The 24422-nt window shown below is 47.9% G+C and carries 25 protein-coding genes and 1 pseudogene; 6 read left to right on the forward strand and 20 right to left on the reverse strand.

Features of this window, described 5'->3' with window-relative positions; all coding sequences use genetic code 11:
- Nucleotides 1–53 precede the first annotated feature (53 nt).
- Nucleotides 54–992 carry a substrate-binding domain-containing protein gene (locus AC0L73_RS08185; RefSeq protein WP_473655299.1) on the reverse strand — a complete coding sequence of 313 codons (939 nt, stop codon included), beginning with the start codon at nucleotides 990–992 and terminating at the stop codon, nucleotides 54–56.
- Nucleotides 993–1197: 205 nt separating this feature from the next.
- Nucleotides 1198–2024 (reverse strand): annotated as a pseudogene (locus tag AC0L73_RS08190) (phosphogluconate dehydrogenase C-terminal domain-containing protein).
- A gap of 123 nt (nucleotides 2025–2147) precedes the next feature.
- Here AC0L73_RS08190 and AC0L73_RS08195 point away from each other — a divergent pair.
- Entirely contained in the window at nucleotides 2148–3524 is a 1377-nt protein-coding gene (locus AC0L73_RS08195) for a four-carbon acid sugar kinase family protein (RefSeq protein WP_473655300.1), read from the forward strand.
- A gap of 329 nt (nucleotides 3525–3853) precedes the next feature.
- Here AC0L73_RS08195 and AC0L73_RS08200 read toward each other — a convergent pair whose 3' ends face one another.
- Both AC0L73_RS08200 and AC0L73_RS08205 read right to left on the reverse strand, forming a co-directional pair.
- Entirely contained in the window at nucleotides 3854–4060 is a 207-nt protein-coding gene (locus AC0L73_RS08200) for a CsbD family protein (RefSeq protein WP_473655301.1), read from the reverse strand.
- A gap of 31 nt (nucleotides 4061–4091) precedes the next feature.
- A complete protein-coding gene (locus AC0L73_RS08205) occupies nucleotides 4092–4922 on the reverse strand; it encodes a PRC-barrel domain-containing protein (RefSeq protein WP_473655302.1) in 831 nt (276 codons plus the stop codon).
- A 120-nt stretch (nucleotides 4923–5042) separates the two neighbouring features.
- Between AC0L73_RS08205 and AC0L73_RS08210 the strand changes: the two genes are divergently transcribed.
- A complete protein-coding gene (locus AC0L73_RS08210; RefSeq protein WP_227952527.1) occupies nucleotides 5043–5519 on the forward strand; it encodes a PA2169 family four-helix-bundle protein in 477 nt (158 codons plus the stop codon).
- 93 nt (nucleotides 5520–5612) lie between these two features.
- Nucleotides 5613–6695, forward strand: a complete 1083-nt coding sequence (locus AC0L73_RS08215) for an endonuclease/exonuclease/phosphatase family protein (protein ID WP_227952525.1) — start codon at nucleotides 5613–5615, stop codon at nucleotides 6693–6695.
- Between the two features lie 37 nt (nucleotides 6696–6732).
- Here AC0L73_RS08215 and AC0L73_RS08220 read toward each other — a convergent pair whose 3' ends face one another.
- The 5 genes from AC0L73_RS08220 to AC0L73_RS08240 all read right to left on the reverse strand — a co-directional run bounded on the left by AC0L73_RS08220 (nucleotide 6733) and on the right by AC0L73_RS08240 (nucleotide 8940).
- Nucleotides 6733–6945, reverse strand: a complete 213-nt coding sequence (locus AC0L73_RS08220) for a hypothetical protein (RefSeq protein WP_227952523.1) — start codon at nucleotides 6943–6945, stop codon at nucleotides 6733–6735.
- A gap of 258 nt (nucleotides 6946–7203) precedes the next feature.
- Nucleotides 7204–7320, reverse strand: coding sequence for an entericidin A/B family lipoprotein (locus AC0L73_RS08225; protein ID WP_415776552.1), 117 nt, complete (start codon nucleotides 7318–7320; stop codon nucleotides 7204–7206).
- A gap of 104 nt (nucleotides 7321–7424) precedes the next feature.
- The gene (locus AC0L73_RS08230) at nucleotides 7425–7856 is read right to left on the reverse strand and encodes a hypothetical protein (protein WP_227952519.1); all 432 of its coding nucleotides are present in this window, start codon (nucleotides 7854–7856) and stop codon (nucleotides 7425–7427) included.
- 3 nt (nucleotides 7857–7859) lie between these two features.
- Entirely contained in the window at nucleotides 7860–8147 is a 288-nt protein-coding gene (locus AC0L73_RS08235; protein ID WP_227952517.1) for an ElaB/YgaM/YqjD family protein, read from the reverse strand.
- Between the two features lie 76 nt (nucleotides 8148–8223).
- The gene (locus AC0L73_RS08240; RefSeq protein WP_227952515.1) at nucleotides 8224–8940 is read right to left on the reverse strand and encodes a response regulator; all 717 of its coding nucleotides are present in this window, start codon (nucleotides 8938–8940) and stop codon (nucleotides 8224–8226) included.
- A 163-nt stretch (nucleotides 8941–9103) separates the two neighbouring features.
- Between AC0L73_RS08240 and AC0L73_RS08245 the strand changes: the two genes are divergently transcribed.
- The gene (locus tag AC0L73_RS08245) at nucleotides 9104–9592 is read left to right on the forward strand and encodes a sigma-70 family RNA polymerase sigma factor (RefSeq protein ID WP_227952513.1); all 489 of its coding nucleotides are present in this window, start codon (nucleotides 9104–9106) and stop codon (nucleotides 9590–9592) included.
- A 21-nt stretch (nucleotides 9593–9613) separates the two neighbouring features.
- On the opposite strand, the gene AC0L73_RS08250 is transcribed toward AC0L73_RS08245, so the two are convergent.
- Together AC0L73_RS08250 and AC0L73_RS08255 are read right to left on the reverse strand one after the other, a co-directional pair.
- A complete protein-coding gene (locus tag AC0L73_RS08250) occupies nucleotides 9614–11869 on the reverse strand; it encodes a hybrid sensor histidine kinase/response regulator (protein ID WP_227952511.1) in 2256 nt (751 codons plus the stop codon).
- A gap of 112 nt (nucleotides 11870–11981) precedes the next feature.
- Nucleotides 11982–12158 carry a DUF1328 domain-containing protein gene (locus AC0L73_RS08255; RefSeq protein ID WP_227952509.1) on the reverse strand — a complete coding sequence of 59 codons (177 nt, stop codon included), beginning with the start codon at nucleotides 12156–12158 and terminating at the stop codon, nucleotides 11982–11984.
- Nucleotides 12159–12617: 459 nt separating this feature from the next.
- Here AC0L73_RS08255 and AC0L73_RS08260 point away from each other — a divergent pair, with 459 nt between their 5' ends.
- Nucleotides 12618–13061: a hemerythrin domain-containing protein gene (locus tag AC0L73_RS08260; protein ID WP_227952507.1), complete on the forward strand. Its 444-nt coding sequence runs from the start codon at nucleotides 12618–12620 to the stop codon at nucleotides 13059–13061.
- Between the two features lie 23 nt (nucleotides 13062–13084).
- The gene (locus tag AC0L73_RS08265; RefSeq protein WP_227952505.1) at nucleotides 13085–14182 is read left to right on the forward strand and encodes an AI-2E family transporter; all 1098 of its coding nucleotides are present in this window, start codon (nucleotides 13085–13087) and stop codon (nucleotides 14180–14182) included.
- Between the two features lie 72 nt (nucleotides 14183–14254).
- Here the strand turns inward: AC0L73_RS08265 and AC0L73_RS08270 are convergent, their stop codons facing one another.
- The 9 genes from AC0L73_RS08270 to AC0L73_RS08310 form a co-directional block, all read right to left on the reverse strand.
- Nucleotides 14255–15241, reverse strand: coding sequence for an FAD:protein FMN transferase (locus AC0L73_RS08270; RefSeq protein ID WP_227952503.1), 987 nt, complete (start codon nucleotides 15239–15241; stop codon nucleotides 14255–14257).
- On the reverse strand, nucleotides 15238–15795 hold the full coding sequence (locus tag AC0L73_RS08275) for a nitrous oxide reductase accessory protein NosL (protein ID WP_473655303.1): 558 nt from the start codon (nucleotides 15793–15795) through the stop codon (nucleotides 15238–15240). The genes AC0L73_RS08270 and AC0L73_RS08275 overlap by 4 nt, the downstream gene beginning before the upstream one ends.
- Nucleotides 15792–16625 carry an ABC transporter permease subunit gene (locus AC0L73_RS08280; RefSeq protein ID WP_227952499.1) on the reverse strand — a complete coding sequence of 278 codons (834 nt, stop codon included), beginning with the start codon at nucleotides 16623–16625 and terminating at the stop codon, nucleotides 15792–15794. Before AC0L73_RS08280 ends, AC0L73_RS08275 begins: the two co-directional genes overlap by 4 nt.
- Entirely contained in the window at nucleotides 16618–17562 is a 945-nt protein-coding gene (locus AC0L73_RS08285) for an ABC transporter ATP-binding protein (RefSeq protein WP_227952497.1), read from the reverse strand. Before AC0L73_RS08285 ends, AC0L73_RS08280 begins: the two co-directional genes overlap by 8 nt.
- A 2-nt stretch (nucleotides 17563–17564) precedes the next feature.
- Nucleotides 17565–18842 carry a nitrous oxide reductase family maturation protein NosD gene (locus AC0L73_RS08290; RefSeq protein ID WP_473655304.1) on the reverse strand — a complete coding sequence of 426 codons (1278 nt, stop codon included), beginning with the start codon at nucleotides 18840–18842 and terminating at the stop codon, nucleotides 17565–17567.
- Between the two features lie 3 nt (nucleotides 18843–18845).
- A complete protein-coding gene (nosZ, locus tag AC0L73_RS08295; RefSeq protein ID WP_473655305.1) occupies nucleotides 18846–20744 on the reverse strand; it encodes a TAT-dependent nitrous-oxide reductase in 1899 nt (632 codons plus the stop codon).
- A 53-nt stretch (nucleotides 20745–20797) separates the two neighbouring features.
- A complete protein-coding gene (locus AC0L73_RS08300; RefSeq protein ID WP_473655306.1) occupies nucleotides 20798–22384 on the reverse strand; it encodes a 4Fe-4S binding protein in 1587 nt (528 codons plus the stop codon).
- Entirely contained in the window at nucleotides 22360–22971 is a 612-nt protein-coding gene (locus AC0L73_RS08305; protein WP_473655307.1) for an FMN-binding protein, read from the reverse strand. Before AC0L73_RS08305 ends, AC0L73_RS08300 begins: the two co-directional genes overlap by 25 nt.
- 224 nt (nucleotides 22972–23195) lie before the next feature.
- Nucleotides 23196–24374 (reverse strand): NnrS family protein, encoded by a 1179-nt coding sequence (locus AC0L73_RS08310; protein WP_473655308.1) that lies wholly within the window; start codon nucleotides 24372–24374, stop codon nucleotides 23196–23198.
- Nucleotides 24375–24422: the final 48 nt, after the last annotated feature.

The raw sequence follows: 24422 nt of genomic DNA on the forward strand, positions 1-24422 counted from the left end.
ACGGCAAGTTAGAAATTCGGCCAGCACAACAATAGTGCTGACCGAACGGACTGTCATTGCTTGAGTGCGAATGTTTCAAGCTTGGGGGCGTTCTCGCTAGTAATAAGAACGCAATCCATAAGCTGCTTTTCTGGCTTGCCCGTTGATCCCTTGGTCAAATAATCATGGGCCTGTTCAACAGCCCATTGAGCCTGACGGTAAGCAGGCTGCAAGACAGTTGCTTTGATGCCCCCTTCCAGGATTGAATCGCGAACATCATTTGATCCGTCAAACCCGACGACAATGATATCTTCGCGACCCGCGGCCTTCAATGCAGCCCAGGCACCCATAGCCATAGTGTCATTTCCGGAAATAACACCTTTGATATCCGGATTGGCCTGAAGAATAGATTCCATTTTTTCAAATGCTTCGGTTTGACTCCAGTTTGCAGACTGTTGCGCAACCATTTTCATATCCGGGTATTGATCAATAATGTCGTGATAGCCTGAGGAACGAATGCCTGCATTGGTGTCAGCTTCACGGCCCACCAGTTCTACATAATTACCTTTCTCGCCCATCAACCGGACAAATTCTTCCGCGCCAAGCTGAGCACCCTGATAGTTGTTCGAAACAATCTGGCTTATAGCAATGCCAGATTCCTTAATTTCCCGATCAATCAAGAAAGACGGAATACCCGCGTCCTTCGCCCGCTTTACAGCAGCGACCGTCGCATCCGCACCGGCGTTATCAAGAATGATAGCCTTTGCGCCCCGGGCAATTGCTGTGTCGAATAGTTCTGACTGCTTATTCGGGTCATCATCATGCACAAGCGAGAGAGCTTCATAGCCCAATTCCTGCGCGCGGAGAACGGCACCTTCCGCTTCGGATTTAAAAAACGGATTGTCATGTGATGGCGTAAGAACTGCAATTAAATCAGCAGCAGATGCAGTCATCGGAGCAGCGAACAATGTCGCTGCGGTCGCAACAGAAAGTAATAGTCGTGAGAGTTTCATTTTTTCCTCCAAGTTAGATAATAATTTTTTTATTTTTTGGGGCGTTTGCCCAAATTCTCAACTAAATTGCGCCCACCCATATCAGAAGCAGGCATATCGATTTACTCTTTTGCGGCCGAAATTATAGTATTCAAACTGGTGTTATATTCGGCACTACACAGACAGACGAACCTCTATCTCTTATATTGAAGATACTTGTTGGCTTTCAGGTAATCCGGTGAATGCTGGCAGTAATTTCTTCCTTGTCAAAAACACGCTTCCAATCATCACGCATCAAGGTTGGCTTACCAAATTCGATTGCCTTATTACACGCATCCGAAAACGTACCATCAATTTCCTGGAAAATTACGGCACCCAAAATATTCATGTGACCAAGAAGAAAATCACGAGCGGCATCCGCAGGTACACCGCGCTCAATCACTTCATCCATCGCCTCTTTCATGACAGACATGAGTGTCGCGCAAATTGTTTCCGAGAGTCCTGGCTCAAGAAGGGCCATTTGTTCGACGGTTACCCGGTACGTATTAGCTACCGGTGCAAAAATCGTCTTGCCGACTTTTTCACCCAGCGCATAATCCTCATCGGGACCTTGCATCAGAGCATTGACAACTCCCTGCTTCGCGGCAGATCCGCCAAAAAAGTCCCGCTTCGCAACCATGTCAGTCTCGTCATTAAAAATGGGAGGGTGACAAGGATGGGTAACAAAATAAGTTATGTCCTCACGCGGTGGCAAATGTCCGGCAAATGGCGCGGCCGCATCCAAACAAACGACCATTGCACCGGGCCGCACCTTATCTATGATCGAATGAGCGACCTTACCGATAACGGTATCGGGCACAGCCAGAACAATGACATCCGCCCCCTCAAGGGCGGCTTCAACATCCACGCAATCAATACCGACTTCTTCTTTTAGCCTTGATCGGCCAACTTCTGAAACTTCGACATGGCGAACCTCGAAATCGGAATTCGCGAGGTTTATCGACAGCCGAACGCCCATCTTCCCCCTGCCCCGAACAATGCGAGTTTAGTCACGCTTCCTCCCCTTTTATAGATCCGTTCAAGTGATGCGGTAATGATTGACTACTGGTATAATGATGTAATAAACATATCACTATGTCAAGAATGTAACTTATATTTTTGAAGAGTAGGGAAAAAATGCGGGATAGCTTGCCCGATGGACCACTTGTAGCGTGGTACGGAGACGACTTTACGGGTGCTGCCGCTGTAATGGAGGTCCTGACTTTCTCCGGCTTGCCCTCCGTCCTTTTCTTTGATTTACCGACTAAGAAACAACTCGCAAAATTTTCAAACCTTAAGGGAATTGGTGTCGCCTCCACTTGTCGTGCGCTTTCCCCCTCATGGATGTCCAAAAATTTACCGACTGCATTTCAGCATCTTGCGAACCTCAAACCACAGTTCGTTCATTACAAAACATGTTCCACACTTGATTCATCTCCGGAAATTGGCTCCATAGGTAAGGCAATTGATATAGGTGTGGAGATTTTTCAAAATCGCTGGATACCTGTAATAATCGCGGCGCCACTGATGCGGCGCTACCAGTGTTTTGGAAATCTATTTGCGGGGTCAACTGATGGTGTCTTTCGCCTTGACCATCACCCTGTGATGTCTCGGCACCCGGTAACACCTATGAGCGAAGCAAATGTTGCCCGGCATTTGGAACGCCAGACAGATCGAAAGATTGAAACAATCGACTTGGAAGCGTTAAACAACCCGTCAACAGCTCTGGAGAAACTTGATCACACCGCCGTCAACATCACGTCGGTTCTAACTATTGATAGCATCGATGCGGCGAGTGAAGCGGCAACTGGCCAGCTCGTCTGGGAAAATCGCGATGCTATTCAGTTCGTTGTTGGTTCACAAGGGGTAGAATATGCCCTAGTAAGCCATCTGATAAATGAGAAGCTCATCCCTGAACCGAAAGAAGCTGGCGCTATTGACGAAGTCGATATTATTGCTGTCGTTTCAGGTTCTGTTTCTCCGATAACTGCCAACCAGATTAAGTGGTCACTTAGCAATGGTTTTGCTGGCATCCAATTCGACGCGTCAACGGCCTGTCGTTCTGATAGTGATTTAATGCAATTTGAAAATACCGTCGTTGAACGCGCCCTTGAAGCGATTTCAAAACAGCAAAGCCCCCTCATTTACACGGCAATTGGACCGGACGACCCTGCCATTGGTAAATTCAAAAGTGCGGTTTTACAAAGCAATATTGATATCGGTGATATAAATCGAAGAATTGGGGAATCCCTTGGCCGCATCCTTGGCGCCGTGATTACCAAAGGGAAATTACGGCGCGCCGTCATTTCTGGTGGCGATACGTCCGGCTATGCAGTTCGGCAACTCGGGATCTATGCTCTGACTGCTCTGGCTCCCACAATTCCCGGTGCAGCAATTTTTGAGGCACATGCGGAAGGACCGTTTGACGGCCTTGAACTAGCTCTCAAGGGAGGTCAGATGGGAAGTCCTGACTATCTAGGTCGCGTTAGAAGCGGAGGAGGCGTGTTCCCATAAATTTTTGAAGCGTTTGCAATTGTCAGATTGATATTACTCGTCATCAAATCAGCTGCCTGCCAGATCGCTCTGTTGAATATGTTATGGAAAATTACAGTGATTATTCTCGGCCCGACTATTCAGTTTCTTTAGGCTTGTCCTCCCTGCCAGCCTAAAGCCTTCCCCGGTAAATTAGCCTTTACCGGGTTTTTTTCATCTACTGACAAAAAGCTCCTTGCTGCTTTCTAAGGCCCGTTTCCCGATCGCCCTGCCTTTACTGTCTGCGCAATAAGGTACATTCAAAAAGAGCGCCGCATTTAGAATGCAGCGCTCTCTTAGTTCAGGTTAGCCTAGGATACTTGATCTCGTTCAAAATCATCCAACATGTCTTCGGCTTCTTCTCTGGCAACTCCATAATTCTCCTGTATTTTCCCCAGAAAAATCTCGCGGTCGCCATTTATCTGTTCCAGATCATCGTCGGTCAGCTTGCCCCACTTCTTCTGGGCCTCGCCTTTGATCTGCTTCCACTTACCCTTTAGAATATCTTGGTTTAGCATTTCGTTCTCCTTTTCAGTTAGCCCAATGCGCTTAGTTCATCAATGATTTATGATTACTGATAAGCGAGGACTTCTTTTCAGAAAGCGTATATTTGTAGTCATCATCGCCGTCCCTGACGAGCTTCGCATCGTCATAAGCCAGGCTTATTTCTTCGCCGCCAAAGCCGAGAATTTTATCAAACCCCACGATCAACTGACTGGCTTGCCCATCCTTAAAGGTGATATCGTCGACTTCACCTAACGTCTCGCCTTTCGCGTTCACGAGCTGGGCATCAAGAAGTTTTTCCACGCTGTAAGCGTTGGCTGGCATCATGCGAACATTTTCGCCTGTGTCATTCCGGTCAAATGAGAATTCTGCGGCACGCTCGATGGTTTCTTCTGTGAGCGGCATGACGATATCGCCATCCGCATTCATTTCGACCATTGCGTTATAGTCAAACGCCGCGAGCTTGCCCAAACCAAAGAAGTCACCATCACCAATGATAACCATGACGGCCTTGCCGTCCTGATCAAGGATAACGTCCTCTACGACGCCGACCCGCTCATTATTAAAGTTATAAACGGGTTCGCCAATAATGCCCGTTGCCGTCGTACGAGGATTAACCTGAACCTGTTCAACGCCGAGCTTTCCGTCATCATCACTGAAGATAAAGGCCTTGAATTCCCTGTAAGCGTCTTTCGTTGCATCAGAGGCATCCTCGGCAGTTTCCTTGACTGCCTTTTTGGTTTTATCCCAGCCTTCTTTAACCTGCTCAGTGGCTTGTTTCGCCGTACTGTCTTCCGTATTTGCGGTTCCGGCAAGCGCGGGAGATACAGCCATAAGGGCGATGATGGATGCTGTCGCTAAAAATTTCTTTTGCATTATCTAATCCTCTTTTGTGTTCAGAAGTCGTTACACAAATGACAAACACCGAACTCGCCAAAAGGTTCCCACATTCAGGAACTTTTTTTCAGCAGTTTGTTGGTTGGGGTGCTGATGCGAATGAACGCGGAGGCCAAAGAAAGTTTTATTATGCCAAATACGACGATAGAAATGCTGAGTGATCTCATTAACATTTGCGAAGACGCGCGTGAATTCTACGCAACTGCGGCGTATCGCACGAAAAGTCGGAGTTTGGGGGAAACCTTCCGAAGGATTGCCTCAACACGAGAAAGCGTCATAATTAACCTTAGATTACACGCGCTTTCGATTGCCGGTGAAGCAGCAGAAGAGGAGATCGGCGATGGTCGGACTTCAGATTTATTTAGGCCATTAAGGACCGAGATAGATGATATGGAAATCGCCTTGTTAAGAAAGCTGGAAAAAGCGGAGAGTGTTGCACTCGAACAATTCCGTGACGCCCTAAACAGCGAATCGCCAGAAGCAACAACAGATTTAATTGAGCGTCAGATGCAAATGCTCGATGAAACTTATTCCCACATCAAGTTCCTCAAACGGCACCTGGGGAGTGCCGCCTAAACTAATTTATCTCAACAATATAAGATGAAATTGTAGCAGTAATTTCATGCTGAGCTCTATATACTGATAACCGATAGTTTTTGAAAGAATCTCATGTCGTATTATGTGTTGGGCACAGTTGCGTCATTCAGTTTTTTGGCTAGCCTGATTCCATTTATACCCATTGCACATGGTGCAGTTAGAGTATTTGATTTCGGCCGTCTTCAACTCGCCCTCCTTTCAATCACGACAACCATTTTCGTGCTGGCAATTCTGCCCATCAATTGGATTAGCCTGATCTTTCTCGCAATGCTTGTCGCGGCACTTGCAATTCAAACGATCTATATCATTCGCTTTACGCCTCTTTGGGCACAGCAGTCAGCCAAACATTCCACAGATAGTAAGGGCGAAGACGTTATAAGCCTATTCGTCTGTAATGTGAAACAAGGCAATCGAAGGTATCAAGACCTAATCAAGCTGATTAACACCCGTGATCCTGACATCCTCATCCTGATGGAAACTGATCAGCAATGGGTTGACGCCCTTGACGCATCGCTGACTGAGTATGCTCAAAAAATTTCCTGTCCGCAGGACAACAGCTATGGGATGTATTTGACCTCTCGCCTGGAGATGCCAAGCGGTGAAATCAAGTACTTATTAAATGAGGGAATTCCGAGTTTTCATTGTTCGTTTAAAGTCACAGACGGGCACCTGTTTGACCTCATTTCCATCCATCCCGACCCTCCTGTTCCACATCGGGATACGCAAGGAAGAGATGCGGAGATACTTGTTGCCGGAAAGTTAGCCGCGAAAAGACAACGGCCGCTGATCGTAACAGGAGATCTCAATGACGTCGCCTGGTCAGAAACAACCCGGCGGTTTCTCAGAATTTCCCAGTTGCTGGATCCGCGTCAGGGGCGCGGAATGTTCAATTCTTTCGACGCCCGCTTTCCATTTTTAAGATGGCCCCTGGATCATGTTTTCCATTCGGAAGAGTTTGAGCTCGTGTCCATTGAACGGCAGCCGCATATCGGATCAGATCATTTTCCGATGTTCTATGAATTTGCCTTGGTTTTCAAAAATGACAATTCCCTGCCAGACGACGCGACCGCCGACGATCGTGAAGAGGCGGAAAGGCTGATAGACACTGAAAAGAACCGGTCAAGAAAACCCGTAGGAGAAGATTGGGAAGGCTAACCAAAGGCTTATGCGATCACCCGGCAACCGAATTAATCTAGTTGTTTTCTTTCGGAATACTGGCTTCGGCAATGCGTTTCGCGTCTTCCATATCTCTCGTCGCCCCGCTCGCCACAATTGTACCGTGGAACACGACTGCCCACTTCCACAGATCCATGGGTTCATCACATTCCCAGTCCTGCTTCTGTTTTTCCACAAATAATTCGTAGTCACCAGCTTCGGTGCAAAGCTTCTGGGCCACCCACTTCATGTCATTTTCCTACGTAAACAGCCGAACTCCGCCAGCATAGCATCCTAAGGCGATGATTATTATGGCAGAATTGATTATAGACGGAAAGGGTATACTCCAGTCGAGCCTTATCAAGGCCGCTTTGTAGACCATTGTCAGTAAAGAAGGCAACAGTGCAATTTGTGCAAAGATAAAGCCGCCTGACCAAGGCGGCTTTATTGGTTACATGTTGTAAGAGAAAGAGTTTCGGTTACTCATCTGATACCAGCTCAAGCAAATTTATTCATTTGCTTTTTTCTGAATAGCTTCCCCAGCCTTCTCTATGTCCTGGCCTGCGCCTTCCATCGTCTCGCAGGCAGCAAGAGAGAGTGACGCAAGGGCGAAAAGTCCCAACATAAAAATTACGCGTGCTTCCTTGCTAATTGTATTCATCAGCCTGTCCTTTCGTTTTCTCTTGATTATCAACAAAACCAACGCCTGATCGCTCAAAAAGTTCCCAACTAATTTAGATACTTTCCGGCAATAAGGCCGGCGACACCCGCAAGAAGCAGCGTCGTCTTCGGGTTGGTTTCCGCTGTTTTACCAAGTTCGTCTCCTGCAATTGCGGCGACGGTCGAAATCATCCGGGCCGTCTCATCCGCCTGCGACGGTGTATTCGGCTTCGACCTCAAAATGAAGTACAGCGCCGTTACAACAATAAGACATATCAGCAGGATGCTTCCGGCGGTGGCCAGTGCTGCCATAGGAGGCACAACATACATGAGCATCCAGCTGTAAAAGGACAGCGCCAGGAAGAATAACGCAATAAATGATAGGGCCACGACTAAGGCCACAACAAACGCCCCTATTGCTCCACGTTGCAAAATGCCTGATTTTTTAGGCGCAAAATTATCGGCGAGCGTTTGTTGTAGGATTTGCAGCAGCGGATTCACGGGTTAGCTCCGGTTCCGCATAAGCATGCTGGCCAAGAAACCAGCGGCAAAGGCGATCGCAATACTCTGGCCTGGCTTCTCTCTGACCCTGCCTTCGATCTGCTCGATACCCTGACTTCCTCGGTCTTTCAACTCACCAAGTTTTTCCTTGGCTCTTGCGCCAATTTTTTCTGCTTCATCAACGCCATCCTGTTTCAGGCTTGCCGTCAGTTCCGACATATGTTTTTTCAGAGCCGCAAGATCGTCTTTCAGCTCGTCAATTTCTGGGTAAGTTTCGGTAGATTTGACCATTGTAAAACTCCATTTGATTTCGTTCGCATCCAACAAACAAACAAATCAAAAAAAGTTCCAATATTTTGGACGGGCTCTAGCTTTTTGGCGCGTACATATAACCGACGCCGCGCATCGTCTTGATAAGAATTGGCCCATCCTCACCGAGCTTTTTACGAATGCGGCCTATCTGAATATCAATTGCACGATCATAAACATCAAACTTGCCATCGCGGGTTTTTTCAAACAATTGTTCGCGACTTAAGGTTCTTTTAGGAGAGGTTACCAAGGCCTCCAACAACTGGAACTCACCAATGGTGAAATCGACGGAATTACCGTCCTTATCAAAAACCTGATACTGATCGCGATCCAGTGTGAAACGGCCAAAAGCAATGACCTCAGTCTCCGTTACTGTTTCAGACACCGCCGCAGGATCGGCTTTATGTTCATTCGCGCGCCGCATCGCAGCCTTTATACGAGCCTTTAACTCTCTCAACTCAAAGGGTTTTGTGAGATAGTCATCTGCCCCCATTTCCAGACAAATAATCTTCTCTGTAGTGTCATTTTTCCCGCTGACAACGATAATCGGCGCTGATGTCGACTGTCTTATAACAGGAATAAGGCTGGTACCCTCCGTATCGGGGAGCACCAGATCAAGCAAAATGACGTCTAATTGCTCGGCGGCAAGTTTATTTGAAACTTCTGCGCCATCCTTTGCCGTGATGACTGAGTACCCCTCTGCCTCGAAATAGTGCGATAGCACTGTCCGAAGCCCCTCATCATCATCAATTAACAGGACCGCGCCCTTATTCATTTAAGCTATCCTTTTTATAGAGCCTCAGGGCATTTTATCAGCCGCATACAAAAATGTAACAAACTCTTTCGCAATTCATACAAAGGCGAAAATCACAAGTTACATCGGTCAGCTAACTTCCATTTTGCAATATCGAAAACGACTAGCAAAAAGGAAGACGCAAATGTTCAACAATCAAGAATTGACTACAGAAGTGTCCGGTCTCAGGAATTTTGCCCGTCGCCTGACCCAGAACAATCATGATGCAGAAGATCTACTTCAATATACGCTATTAAGAGCTATTGAGAAGAAGCATTTGTTCCAGGAAAACACGGATCTTTTTAAATGGACATCGAAGATCATGTATAACCAGTTTGCATCTGACTATCGTCGGAAAGCAAAGTATGAAACAAAATACGATCCGGAAAGCTACCTGGAAGCAGAATCCATTGAAGCGCCACAAGATAAGCAAATGGAACTGAAGACGGTGAATGAGGCCATGAACAGACTTTCCCATGAACATCAGGAAATTCTGATCCTGATTTGCGTCCAGGGCCTGAGCTACCAGGAAGTATCCGATTTCCTGAAGATCGCGATCGGCACGGTACGCTCCCGTCTCTCACGCGCCCGTGAGAGTTTACAGCAGCTTCTAGAGGCACCAACAGTTCATTAATGTTTTTGCTGAAAGCCCGGATCAAACATCCGGGCTTTCTAGTTCTTCTGCCGACATATTGCCCAGATATTTCAATACAGTCGCCTTCAGGTCAATTTCAACAATCGGCTTCGGCAAATACCCATCCATACCGGCTTCAATACATTTCGCCTTATCGCTAACAAGGGCGTGGGCGGTCATACCGACAATTGGCGTTCGATCAAACCCCTTCTCGCTTTCGATGCTCCGGATTAGTCTGGTACTCGTAAATCCGTCCATCTCCGGCATTTGAATATCCATCAAAATGAGGCCGTAGTGATTTTCTTTCCAAAGATTGACCGCTTCCAGACCCGTCTTTGCGATATCAAACTCTACATCCAGATCACCCAGGATATGCCCTAGAACGGTAATATTTCCTTCGTAGTCTTCGACAAGCAAGGCTTTTTGAGTTTCTTCAATTTGGGCTTTCATTTCATCGATGCGCTTCTTTCTATCGGCTTCACTTTGCTCAAATCCATCCTTGAACTGTTTGATGCCGCCGGTGATTGGCAAGATAAGAGAGAAAACAGATCCTTTGCCGATCTCGCTATCAACTTCGATACTCCCGCCCATCAAGCTGGCAAGCTTCTTCGAAATGGGAAGCCCAAGCCCCGTGCCACCAAACTTTCTCGATACTGTCGAATCCGCCTGTTTAAAACGTTCAAAAATCAGATTCGCCTGATCCTTGGAAATCCCGATACCTGTATCCTCGACATCTATTCTGAGAACTGAAAAATCACCTTGATCTTCGGTCTTGGCTTCCACATGGACATGGCCCTCTTCGGTGAATTTGACAGCATTGCCAATTAGATTGATCAATATCTGGCGAATGCGAACAGGATCACCGAAGAATTCAAGCTCCTTTACGCCCGCATAGTCGAAAACAAATTCCAGATTTTTCTCTTTTGTCCTGACGGACATAATACTTGTTATATGCTCAAAGATGTTTGGCAGGCTGAAAGACGTTTCCTCCAGTTCAAGTTCTCCACTCTCAATCTTGGAGAAATCCAAAATGTCCGAGATGAGATCCTTCAGGCTGATAGAGCTGGAATGCAGCACTTTGACTAGTTTCTGCTTTTTCTGATCCAATTCACCTGAGCCTTGGTTTAGTATGTCCGCGACACCGGTAATCGCTGTCAGTGGGGTCCTTATTTCATGGCTCATATGGGCAAGGAACTCGCTTTTCGCGGCATTCGCCTCTTCAGCCTTTTGTATCGCCCCTTCAAGTTTCAATTCGTAGTCTTTTTCTGCACTAATATCCGTAACCGTGCCGACAAATCGAGACGGCTTATCGTTGTCATCCTGTATGACAGCCCCCCGCGCCCTGATCCAAATCCATCGCCCGGACTTATGCCGCATCCGGAAAGTACTTGAATATTCGGATAAACGCCCCTTTAGATAAAGCTCGATATAGTTTTGGACTGTTTCTTTTTCTTCCGGGTGCAGCCTGTCAGCAAAATCTTCAACTTTCCCGCTGAACTCTTCGCGATCACATCCCAACATGGCGATAAACTGATCCGAGTAATTAACTTCTCCGGACTGAATATCCCAGTCGAAAATGCCGTCCTTGCTACCCTCAACCGCCAGCTCCAAAACCTGCTCTTCTTCAGAAACCTGTCCGGAAAAAAGACGGCGAAAACTTCGCCTGAGAATGAAATTCACCGCGATCGATATAATCAGCAATATTGCAATGCCCGCCGTTACAAGCATGAGCTGTTCATTTTGCCTTGTTTTATTTTCCGCAGACAGGCTTTGAGCATCGAGAAGACTTTTTCCCTCGATAATAAGGGCTTCAAAAGTCTCGGAAATTTCACTTTTCAACGCATCAATTTTTTGGTTGGCAGTAACGATGTCAGCTGTATTCACAGTCAGCCTGTTGGCTGCCCGGCTTTCAAGTTCTGTTTCAAGGAGGGAAATTTTTTGATCCACTGACCCGAGGATACCTCGTTGTAACTGATCCTCTAGGCTAAAGACCGACAAATCAGTCAGCGTTTTAGAGAGCCTCTGCGTCGTTTCTTCATAATCCTCAATAAATTGTTGTTCACCGAAAATCATATAACCCTGCTGGCTCAGAAGCATTTTTTCGACCAGAAGGTTCGCGGATTCCATTTCAAAAAGGGACTGCACCAATTGCTGAATATTTTTGCTTTCGGCCCTTATCCGGCTTTCACCGACAACAAGCAGGAATGTGCAAAACACCAAGCCGAAGAGCAAAACTGCGAGATAAGCTGAGAAAAACTTCAGGGATAAATATTTCATTTTCCCATCTTACAAGAGCTGGTTCTTTACGAGAAACAAAAACGGCACTTCAACAGAAGTGCCGTTTTGATCAATTTAACCGTGCTATCCTGAAATATGGAAAGTTCGCTACTTACATAGGAGGTTTACGGCCTCTGATGACATGTACGATCGCGCTCACAACGAACAGGATGATGAATACCGCGAAAATAATCTTTGCAATCCCAGCGGAGGCAGCGGCGACCCCGCCAAAACCAAATACTGCCGCAACCAATGCAATTAATAAAAATGTTATTGCCCAACCAATCATCTGGATTCTCCTCAAATTTGCTTCATACAGACTTACAAACAGCGCAGCCTGCAAAAAGTTCCATGGAACCAAAACCGATCTAAATTCATTGGGTATATGAGTAGGATTGGAAATTTAGACTAAAGAGAGTTGTTCATTGCCTCATGACAAATATTCTAGTGGTATGAGTTCAAGCGAGTTTAGCAAGGAGGAAGTCCAGCGCTATGTGGACGGCATGCTGAAACCGGCAGATATCCGACGCGTAGAAAGAATTATTTCAGCTAATCCAAACGCCAGAAAATACTACTTCACTCAATTGCGACATAAACAATTGCTCAAGATGTGGTGGAAAAAATCGCTTAATTAGAGCTGTAACTCCGACGGATCGATAAGCGTTGTCCCCCAAAAAATCTCATTCATTGGGAACTCTTTGCGTTTGCGGATGTTTGTAATGCGTCAAACAACACAAGGAGCAGATCTATGGATATCTATGAGCGCCTCATCAAGGATCACGATAAACAAAAGAACCTCGCTAATCAAATTATGGAGACGTCGGGAAATTCCGACGAACGGCGTCGCCTGTTCGAACAGTTCAAGGCAGAAGCAGTGAGCCATGCCAACGCCGAAGAGCAAACCCTCTACGCCGTTCTGATCGAGGATCCGAATAGCCAGGAACAAGCACGCCATAGCGTTTCTGAGCATCAAGGTGCGGATGAACTGATCAATGAGCTTTCTGACATGGATATGAGCAGCGCAGGCTGGATACAGAAATTCGAAAAGCTAAAAGATGAGCTTGAACATCATATCGAGGAAGAAGAACAAGACGTATTTAAACTTGCTAAAGACCTGGTAAGCGGTGCGGATGCGACTGAAATGTCTCGGATGTTTGATAAACGCAAGCAACAAGAAGAAGAACACGTTTAGAAACCGGCATCGGACACACCGAAATGCAAAACTTGGAACAAGTAACAATCGGCACCTCCTCTGCTGCTTCAAAACATAGAAGCAGAATTGAAGCGGCGGCGAGAGTATCGATTATATTCCTTGCCTTAGTTGCACTTGTCGCAACGCTGCATTTTTCCAAGACAATCCTGGCGCCCATAATGCTTGCGGTTGTGATCGGTATCATGTTCGGCCCAATAGCGGACCGCATTGAAAGATTTCATATTCCGGCATCCCGCTCGGCGGCGATTGTTGTGTTGCTGTTTATTATCCTAATAAGCATAGCAATCGCCGTATTTGCGGCCCCGTTGTCGACCTGGATTGACCAATTACCCAGAATTTGGGCGAGGCTGCGGTTTGAGCTCGCGAGCTGGCAGGATAACCTGGACACAATCTCGGAATTGCAGGCTCAGCTTCGAAGCGTAACGGGTCAGAAAAGCGAGGATACCGTTGTCGTAGACGATAGCTCCGCCGTTCAGGACGCTGCTATTCTTGCCCCCACCATTGCCGGTCAAATAGTGCTATTTCTAGCGAGTTTCTATTTCTTCGTTGCGGCGCGCCACACCTTGAGAAGAACCATATTGAGCTTGCCGATGAGCCGAAGAACCCGATGGCACATGGCGCGTGTTTTCCGTGAAATTGAAAACAATGTATCGGACTATCTCCTCGCGATAACCATCATAAATATTGGAATGGGATTAAGCGTAACCCTTGCGTTATGGGCATTGGGCGTCCCTTCACCTTTGCTTTGGGGAATGCTCGCCGCCGTTCTCAATTATGTGATTTTTATTGGACCGGCCGTTACTTTCGTTGTCTTGCTTGGTGTCGGTCTGATCAGTTCGGCGTCTCTTTGGGGCATGGTTACACCGGCCTTTGTATTTCTGGCAATTAATCTCTTGGAAGCTCAGATCATAACGCCATTGGTGATCGGCCGTCGAGTAACCTTGAACCCCTTTATCGTATTCCTTGCCATCGTCTTCTGGATCTGGCTATGGGGGCCTTTGGGCGGCTTCATTGCAGTACCATCTCTCCTGATCATTTTCGCAATATACAATCAGATGTTTGCCGAACCGGCAGCTTTATCAACGAAGAATACTTCCTGATGGCGTTCGAAAAGACTAAAATGTAAAGGGCAAAGAATTTCTGGAGGCAGTTTTCTTCTGACCGTGCAAAATTTATCCGTAAATCACCTCTTCTATTAAAGGCTGCCTTTCAATAAAATCAGCACGTTCCTCACTGGTCATCAAGGCAAGCGCTGTCGACGCAGCATCTGCATGAGTGGCGGAACTGGATATGACTGAAACAGAGCGATTAAGCTCTGACCATTCTCCAGTTTGTGGATTGAGAAGATGATTAGCCTTGGATATTTCAGAAAAAGGACTTCCATATCCCCCTGACGTCGCGAGCGCTTTGTTCGTCAGATTTACGGTCGATGAAATTGTTTTCCCATCGGCCGGCGACAGAATCCCTACTCGCCATGGACTTCCATCTGATTTCCTGCCCAATGCAAAGTTTTCGCCCAAAGAAACAAGGACATCTTCGAAGCCCGCCGATTTGAGAAGGTCTGAGACACGATCAGTTATATAGCCTTGGGCAATACCGTTTAAGGTAATTGCCATTTCGGGTCGTTTGAACGTTATCCGGCTGGCAGACAGTTCAATCTTCGAGGATCCAACTTTCTCAAGTGCCGCACTGATCGCTGAAGGCGATGGACCAAACGGGTCTGCATTATTTTCGGAAAAATGATCGGCATATAGTTTCCAGAGCGGCTGTATCGTTACGTCAAAAAAACCCTTCGTTTGCTCAGAGAATGACTTTGACAATGACAGGAGATTCAAGAACTCAATATCCGGATTATCGAGATATCCATCCGCATTCAACCGGCAGATCGTGGAATCAGGGCGATACAGGCTGAAGAGTTCTTCGAGCCGATAGATTTCCTTCTGACATCGTTGAAGCTGCTCTCTCGCCCATTGCGGATCGCGATGGAATAGCTGAATGGAGGCCTCGGCTCCCAGTGCCGCGCCTTTCCAGTTAACCTGCTGTAATCCGCCCGCCAATGTGGCCGCGCTTACGGGCTGGGAAGCAAAAGCGCCAGCTGCGCTTGCCGTGATGATAAAGCGGCGGCGGGTAATTTTTGGTATGGGTGGTATTTTTGTCATTTTTGCGACTCTGCCCCAAAATGTTGATCGGCAATTTTGTCACCATTGTCTGTATCCATAACTAACAGAGCGGAGACTGGAATTTCGGTTAACCTAAACACATGTCCTCCGTATTTTTCCGCAAAAGTTTCGGCGGCTTCTACTGTCCCGAAGGGCACCGTTTCCGGCATCCCCATACCACCAAGCCTATTGCTGCCAACAACAAAAAAAGCGGCATCGGCAGTAATCCAGATACCTTCAGATTGTGGTTTTTCCCAGCTGCTAGCGCGCGCCATATCATGGACATAGAAACCGACGACGCTCTGTCCTTCACCGGGTAGCCGGGTATAGATTATTGCATCCCGGACCGCCGTAAACCAGAGTGGTTCCGAGCGACCCTTTTCAAATATTTGCGCTTTTGGCCCGGCATGTTCAGTCAGGATCATCCCGCAATATGTACCAACAGCCCCTTCCGGCAACGCCTGCGGCAAAGGAATATCGCCAATGCCATCTTCACAGGCGGATACGAGCAACAAAAATATCAGGGCCGATCCCACTCTGAAAATTGAGGTCATAACGCCCTCCGTTGGAAAAAAACGCAGGAGGCAAAAAGCGGGATGACTATCCAGCTGCATAGAAAAACAAGCAATATTGAGGCGGGGACAACTTGATCGGCGCGCAATCCCGACATCCCCGATAACAACGCAGTCTCGTTGTTAGTTGCCAAATTATACATTCGAAACGCATCTGATGGGCTCGCCATCATAATCCATTTAACGGCGTCGTCCGGGATAAGGCTTGAGGCTCCGGAGGAAAGAATTCCAAGCAGAGCCATATCAAACAATACGACAAATACCAGCCAGATGCCGATGGCACCTGCAGCGGCCGTTCCGCGTTCCCTTGTTAAAATGCTTAGGAGCAGACCCAGCGCGAGAAAAATACACCCGAGCAGAATGGAAGAGAAAACCAGCTTCAGAAATATGCTCCACGGCAAGTCAGCCACAGGCATTTCCCCGAACGATGCAATCGCGAGAGTGGCAGAGCCATATCCGACAATAATAGCGAAGGCGAGTATAAATAATTGTCCAAGAAACTTACCAAGCGCGATATCAGAACGAGTTATCGGATAGGCAAGCAACAGGGTTAGGGTGCCACGATCATCTTCTCCAACAATACTGTCATAAGATAACAGCAAAGCAATCAAGGGGATAAAGAAAATACCCAAAGAGGAGAGACTAACTACCGTTACAGCAAGCGGACTGATAACGGTAGTTCCAACAGGCGCGCTTCCGAGAAACGCAAGTACCAACGCAAAACCTGCCATGACCAGTGTCATGACAGAAATCCATTTGTTTCGATAACCGTCCCTGATTTCTTTTTGCGCAAGTATCAGCATATTAGGCATCTGATAGTTCCCCCGCAGAATGATCAGACGTTGAATAGGCATTAAAGACCTGTTCAAGCGTTGGATCAGTTAGTTCAATGTCTTGAATTCTGCCCCTAAAGGCCATCACCTTACCAAGAATTTCCACTTTTCGTGCAGGCGGGCAAGTCAGAATTACCTCCCCTGCAAACTGGCTCCGCGCAGGAATCTCATTCTGGAACATTGTCATTAGCTCGCGACAGATTTCCCTGTCCGCACTGATTTTCATCTGCGAATGCATACCAATCTGATGTCGAAGAGTAGGAATAGATCCTTGCGCGACCAGCTTTCCATCATTGAGAATAGCAACCCTGTCAATCCGGTCATCGAGTTCCGTAAGAACATGTGACGAAATAAGTACCGCGGCGCCCTTCCGCTTTTCTTCATCCAGAATTTTATAGATATTCTGGCGCGCAACAGGATCCAGCCCACTTGTCGGTTCATCCAATATCAGCAATTTTGGCTGCCCGAGGAGTGCCTGTGCAATACCGAGACGCTGCCGCATCCCTTTAGAGTAAGTCCCGACACGGCGGTCCGCGGCGCCTAGCAAGTCCACACGTTCAAAATACGTATCGAGTGTTTTCACAGAAAGCCCTTTAAGACGCGCATAAAAGGCAAGAGTTTCACGCCCTGTCAGTGTTTTCTGGAAGAGTACCTGCTCCGGCAAAAACCCGATGTGGCGACGATTGCGATTGAAGCTCCGATTTCCTGGATCACCGTGCAATACCGCCACCGATCCGTTACTGGGCTTTAAGAGGCCTAAGATAATCTTGATGAGCGTTGTCTTACCCGCACCATTATGCCCCACCAAAGCAAGACACTGACCGTTTGAAAGCGTGAGGGAAATACCCTCAAGCGCCTTTTTTCTGCCATAGGATTTGCTGATGCCAAGTAACTCGATCATAGAAAGTCTTTCCATTCTCATGACTTCCCCCCATCGGTCAGGCTTTCTGGAATGGCCATCAACGGAGCGCTGTCGATAACGCCACCAGGATGTAATGCCGGAAAGTTTCCTTGCGCATACTTCAAAACCTGGACCGCCGGACTGTTCATAAGAAGACGTGCAGATGGATATTGCCAGATTATCCGGTCCGTTAGATCGTTAGGGCGATATACGCTGTCTGCTATACCGTTGCGATCCAGATCCAGAGCGACCTGATCCGACCAGTAATTTCCAACACCATCACGAGACCATTCGAGCCACCTTGTGCCGACATACTTGACTTGGTTCTGGTTGTTTACAAAAGCGTTTCGCGTCAGAACATTTCTCTCGGAACCTGCCGTAAAATGGATGCCGATAGCGCAATCGGACAGCCGGTTCTCCTCGAAGATATTTCTGTTCGAATTGTAGATAAAAATACATTTTTCCGTTCCGCCACGCACAATGTTGCGTTTGGCGGATACCCGGTTCGCATAGTTGAACAGTAATCCACGGTCGCTATCCTGATCGGAAATATTGTCTTCAATTTTCAGGTTACGCGACGACATAATCGCGTAACCAATATGATTTCCAATAGATTGATTGCCGATGACCTGGCTGTCGTTGGTGTACATATAGTGAATGGCAAACCGAAGGTCCTGCATCCGGTTAGCTCTGAAAATATTCCGTTTGCTCGTCGTGACGAAGATGCCGTCGCGGCCGTAACGGATGTCATTGTTTTCTATAACGGTTCCGGGCGCATTCCATATCTGGACACCATTGCCCCGCTCGTTCATCCTCAGATCACGACGACCGAAAATGCGGTTGCCCGACACCCGCGCGTTTTCCGCTCCAGATACATAAATACCAATCAGGTTATCCGTTACATCATTGTCCTCGACAATGGCGTTGGAAGCCTCTGGATGCAGAAAGACACCGCTATCCTGCGTTTCCAAAGAGAGACCGGAACCAGTAATCGTCAGACCTTTCAGCGTTGTATTTGGTGCCAACACTTGAATGACAGAACCTGTCGACGGCCCGATTATCTCAGATTTTCTAGATCCTAGAATTGTAAGCGGTTTCGAGATAAAAATTGGTCCGTCATAGGCTCCGTCCAGTAAGATCAGGATGTCTCCCGATACCGCCGCATCAATCGCTTTTTGAAGATCCCCCGAGACGTCAATCTCACGCGCTGTTGCAAATGAATAAGTGAAGGATGCGGTGACTATGCCTGCCACCGCAACCTTGCAAAGCCAAAGAATTGTTCTTTGGATGGGCATCTTTTATGCCGGCTCAACAAACATGCGACCGCGCATTTCCATATGCAGCGCATGACAGAACCATTGGCAATAGAACCAGTGAACACCCGGCATATCGGCCTTGAACGTAACCGACGCGGTTTGCTGAGGACCGATTTCCATCGCCACACCATAGTTGGAAATCGTAAAACCATGGGTGAGATCATCCACGTCATCGATATTGGTGACGACAACGGTGACTTCATCCCCTTGTTTCACAGTAAATTTCTCCAAAGAGAATATCGGCGCGGTCGAATGCATATAGACCCGAACCTTATTCCCGTCCCGGATCACGTCTTCCGCATAATCCAGATCCTCGACCCCATCGGCTTTTGCCTGCGCCTTGATGGCGTCGAACATGGGGTCTTCACGATCATAGGTCTGGCTCGGATTAACAATTGAGCGATGAACGATAATGCAATCATGTGGTTCGGCAAATGTCGGCCCGTCATGCACCAACTTCATTTTATTGCCCGAAATATCAATAAGCTGGTCATTTTCCGGCTTCAGAGGCCCCACATTAATATATCGATCTTTTGAGAATTTATTTAGTGAAATCAGCCATTTGCCATCAGCCTGATTGGTTTCACCCATAGATGTGTGGTTATGACCTGGCTGATAGTGAACGTCGAGCTTTTCGACAATTGGATCGACGTCTTCTCCAGCGAATTTGCGGATAGCTTTTTCGATACTCCATTTGCAAATCTGACTATCAAGAAACAGGGTTGTATAGGCATTTCCTCGCCCGTCAAAAGCCGTGTGGAGTGGTCCTAAACCCAATTCCGGTTCAGCGACCACCGCGTCGCGGGGCTTTATTTTGTCCGCAAAAAGATCCGGCAATTTTGCCATTTCGATAACAGACACGGTTGGCGACAGCTTGCCATTGATCATCATGTATTTGCCGTCCGGCGATGCATTTACACCATGCGGGCTGTTCGAAATCGGAATATACCGGGTATATTTTGACCCCTTGCGACCATCCAGGACCGGCACGTCCCCTTCATATTTCTTGAAATCGCCCGCGGCGACTCCGGCCTCAATCGCGGCAATATCAAATACAACAGCCCAGTCCTGCTCGTTTGCGGTCATTTCGGCAAGTGTCACGCCCTCTTCTGAGTTATAGCAGCTGGAAATCGCATATTTCCCCTGATAATCCGCATCGACATTATCAAGATTGCCGTTGACGATGACCTGCCAGGCAACTTCCATCTTTTCGCCGTCTATGGCTGTGAAGACGGCGTGATATTTTGTCGGATCATCGAGAACGGTTCCATCATTGGGCAGTGGTACGCGATGTTCGTCATTCGCAAAAACATACTTTGTTTTTGGAAATTTCTGCGGACGCAAGCCATGGATACTTGCGGCATTGGGAACGGAAATGATCTTGTCGACCTTCATGATATCGCAGCGGACGCGAGCCACGCGCGTGTTTGCCTTGTCATTTACCCAAATATACCGGCCATCATAGGTACCGTCCGTAAAGGACATATGTGGATGGTGGGTGTCGCCATTACTCGGAAAACCGCCTTTGTCCGCCCAAAATTCCTTCTCCTTGGGCAGCATATTCTCCGTAAGGATTTTGACACTTTCGTCAGTTTGACCCCAACCGGTTGCACTGCATCGGTTAAAGACCGGAATACGCATCAGTTCCCGCATCGAGGGAACTCCTAAAATGCGAAGCTCGCCGGATTGTCCCCCGCTCCAGAAGCCGTAATATTCATCAAGATCACCGGGAGCGACTTCATTCTTTCCACTTGCAGCGCGTGCGGTTGAGATGGGCATCAAACTTGCCCCGCCCACAACACCCATCCCGGCAGCGACAGCAGACCCCCTCAACAATGAACGGCGTGACACATCTGCAATTTTTTCTGAGTTATCCGTCATCTTCCTCTTCCTTCTTCAGTTAATTTCCAGTGTTTCTGTGGCCGCCCACAAGTCTACTCATAGGCTCTGGGCTGGTTTAGCCGTCGTCCCCGGCGATAGGCTGGGTCTTGATCGGCAACCGTGTTCTTCGCGGCAGGATCCATCTTGCGCGCCTTGGCGAGTGCATGGATAACAACCGGACACACATCCTCATCGTAATAATTCACCTGACAATGCAGGCAGTAGAGGCACTCATTCGGGTTAATGTTGCCAAGCGGATCAATGGCCTGGACCATGCACTCCTTTGCGCATGTCTGGCAGGGATCGCCACAGTTTCGATATCTTTTCAGCCAGTTGAACATCGCGAGTTTGCCCGGTATTGCGAGTGCCGCGCCAAGCGGACATAAATACCGGCAGAAAAACCGCTCGATAAATAAGCCGGCAAACAGAAGCGAAAACACAAACAGGAGATATGGCCAGCCCCGCATGAACCGCAGCACAATGGAGGTGCGGAATGGCTCAATCTCTGCAAATGTTTCCGCAAGGTGCAGCGAGTATATGGAGAGGCCGAGCAACCCTAAGAAAATGATGTATTTGATGGGCCACAGGCGTTCATGCAGCCACCAGGGAACCGTAAACTGCTTGATGCCGACAATCCGCGCGATTTTGTTAGTAAGTTCCTGCAAGGCACCGAAGGGACAAAGCCATCCGCAAAAGGCACCCCGCCCCCAGAAAATCAGAGAGACGGCGACAGAGCACCACAGGATGAATATTAAGGGCTCCATCAGGAAGAACTGCCACTGGAAATCCGTCAGCAGGGCGTTGACAAAGACAAACACATTGACGACCGATAACTGGGCCTGCGCATAGAAGCCAATTCCGAACAGCGTGAAAGTCAAGAAGCCAATGCGGAACCAGTCTGTGAATTTCTTGCTGCGAACAACCTGATCCTGAACGAAGAAAAGGATAGTCAGAATTACGAGGGCGCATATGAGGACAATGATTTCAGGTAACTTCTGCTTCCAGATGCGCTGCCATAGCGCATTCGCGGCGGCTGTGTCCTCAGATTCAAAAGTTGAGGTGCTCTGCTCGACGGGCGCCGCAGTGTTCGGAAGAGGCTCTGTTTTCACATATTTGTCGGGAAACTGATAGTTAAGCTCGAATGCCACAAATACTTTTTCGAGTGCTCCAATAGCTCTTTGTACGAGGAGCTGAAGTTCCCATGGCTCGGCAGGGTTGAAGATAGCTCCTTTAGAAGTTCTGAAGAGGGCAACTTCTTTGAAATCAGGCGCGCCTTCAGCTTCGACGCGACCGAGGTTCTTGTATCCCCGATCCCTAAAGCGAAATGCCTCCTCGCCCTGAACGACCTGTATCCGATCAAAGATGCCGCCGCGGACATACCCCGACCCCCGAAAGGAATAGCGCCCGGATCCCATAACCAGAAACGCATTGTGTCCGGGCTTCAGTTTTTTTTGAAGATTTTGGTACTCACGCACACCTAAAAGACTACGGGCAATTGTCGGGATAGCGAGTGACGCAACATAAAGATCGATAAAAACCTCATCATCACCGCCAGTTTCCGGTCGCTCTATCGCCTTCGCATTGCCTTGCGCAATAAAGGCGTCGTTAACATCCTTCAGATTAAGGCGCAAGCGACGCACGGACCCGTTTCCAAGAAGGGTTTGCCAGTCTTCAACATCACCATCTTCGATGACGAGAGATTTTTTGGAGAGGTGGCGCGTGATACTCCCTGCAAGCCGCCGAGGCCCAAAGCAGCAGCAGCACGAACTGCGGCCCTTTTGATACTATCATCGATAACCATAACAGTAACCGTCGCACCGGATACAATATCAACTGGCGGTGGCTCTCCACCTTTTTCCCGCGCCAATTTAAGAATATCGGTATCTTTATAGCCCTCAATGAAATCGATGATCTTCTGCTCTGGAATACCTGAAAGCACAATTGGTTCTGCATGATGCATGAGACGACCCGCGGCGATACGTCCCTCCGGGGTCATGGCGACAAGAACTTCAATCGGTTTCCCGGAATAGCCTATTGCACCAACAAAATCCGTATTCAGAAAAACATAGCCAACAACATTGTTCCCGCTCATCACCGTAACCACAGGCGTATTCTCGATTAACTGCCCATACTTATCCGCACCCGCAAGCATTTCAGATGGAGAAATATTTTCGAGGTAGCTGGAAAGTTTTCCGGGTTGCGCCGCATGGCCGAATGCGATGGTCAAAAGATATCCACACAGACTAAAAACTATAAGCCTAGCCAAAGCTTTTTTAGTCAATCCTGTCGGAGCTCGATTTTGCATCTCGTCGCCAGATCCTTTTAATTTATCCAGCGACGACACTTCGCCAACGGCCGGATTAATTCAGATACTTGGCATAATTTAGCTGCTAATTTTTCCGCTTATTTGTTCTTAAACAAGCTCACATTAGTTTTTCCTACTGTCCTGGGTTATCTTTTTCTTTTTAGAAATAACGGGGCAAAAGCAATGCCAAACCCGACAAAGGCAAAAAACCAGGCAAACGCTGAGATATGTAAAAGAACGTTGTAATTGTCACCCCAGAACTCAGCCGCAATCCTGGACGTAGCAGATAGATAAATACACGCAAATATCAGGTTCGCAGCAGTTCCGGCACGAATGGTCTGGCCTGAATGTCCAAGCGTAGCCCGAAGCATTACAGAAAGCGTCATCGCGCCAACCGCACCGGTGGCCAGCGCATGAATACCCGCAAGGGCAGAAAAGCTATCCGGAAACAACCCTGCCAGCCCCAGAAGGGTGAACCCGACTGGAATAAAAAGATAGCTGAGATGCAATACAAGCACCAAAGGCTCCCGTAGCGTACGATCCCCACCCCATCGGGCCAACCGGCAAAAATTCATTGCCGCTGCCAGTAACAAAACTATGCCCGTGTAAACATCCACATCATTGATGATCCAGGCTGTCATGCCAACAATCGCGACGCCAATAGTCACAACATCAAATCGATTGAAGGGAACAGGCAAGCGGCCGGGATTATTCTGCACGAGCCAGTTTCGGGTGAAGCTCGGAACTATACGCCCACCAATCAACATTATAAGTATAATAGCGGCCGCCATTGCGAGCCGCCGGCTAATATCACTCAAACCGTAGAAATGCGCTTCCAGATGGAACCCTGTATTCGCCGCAATCAGCAAGCCGAGCGGAAAAAGAACCTTGAGATTGCGCCAGTTCTTACCGGCGATAATCTCGTTGGCTAGAACCGCAAGTATGATCGCAAGAAACGCCACATCAATTATCATAGCCGCGATCCATCCAATATGGCTTGAATAGGTAACAGCGATCCTTCCTGCTACCCAGATCAATAGAAGAAAGAGCAAAGGAATTCCCTGAATCGGCATACGACCGGTCCAGTTGGGAATTGCGGTGAACAGAAATCCTGTAATCACTGCACTCAGGAAGCCAAAAAACATCTCATGAATATGCCAGTCCACGACAGCAAATTCCGTAGAAAGCGTAAGCTCTCCATAGAAAAGGGGCAGCCAGAGCAAAATTGAGGCGCCACCATAAAGAGCGCCAAACATGAAAAATGGGCGATGGCCATAGCTCAGAAGAGCGGGGCCCCGATATTTTTTTAGTCTTGGAATAGCCATCAAGAAATCCATCCGCCATTAGAATTGCGATATCCGGCTGCTTTCGCG

The organism is Sneathiella sp. D3-11 (assembly GCF_055809395.1).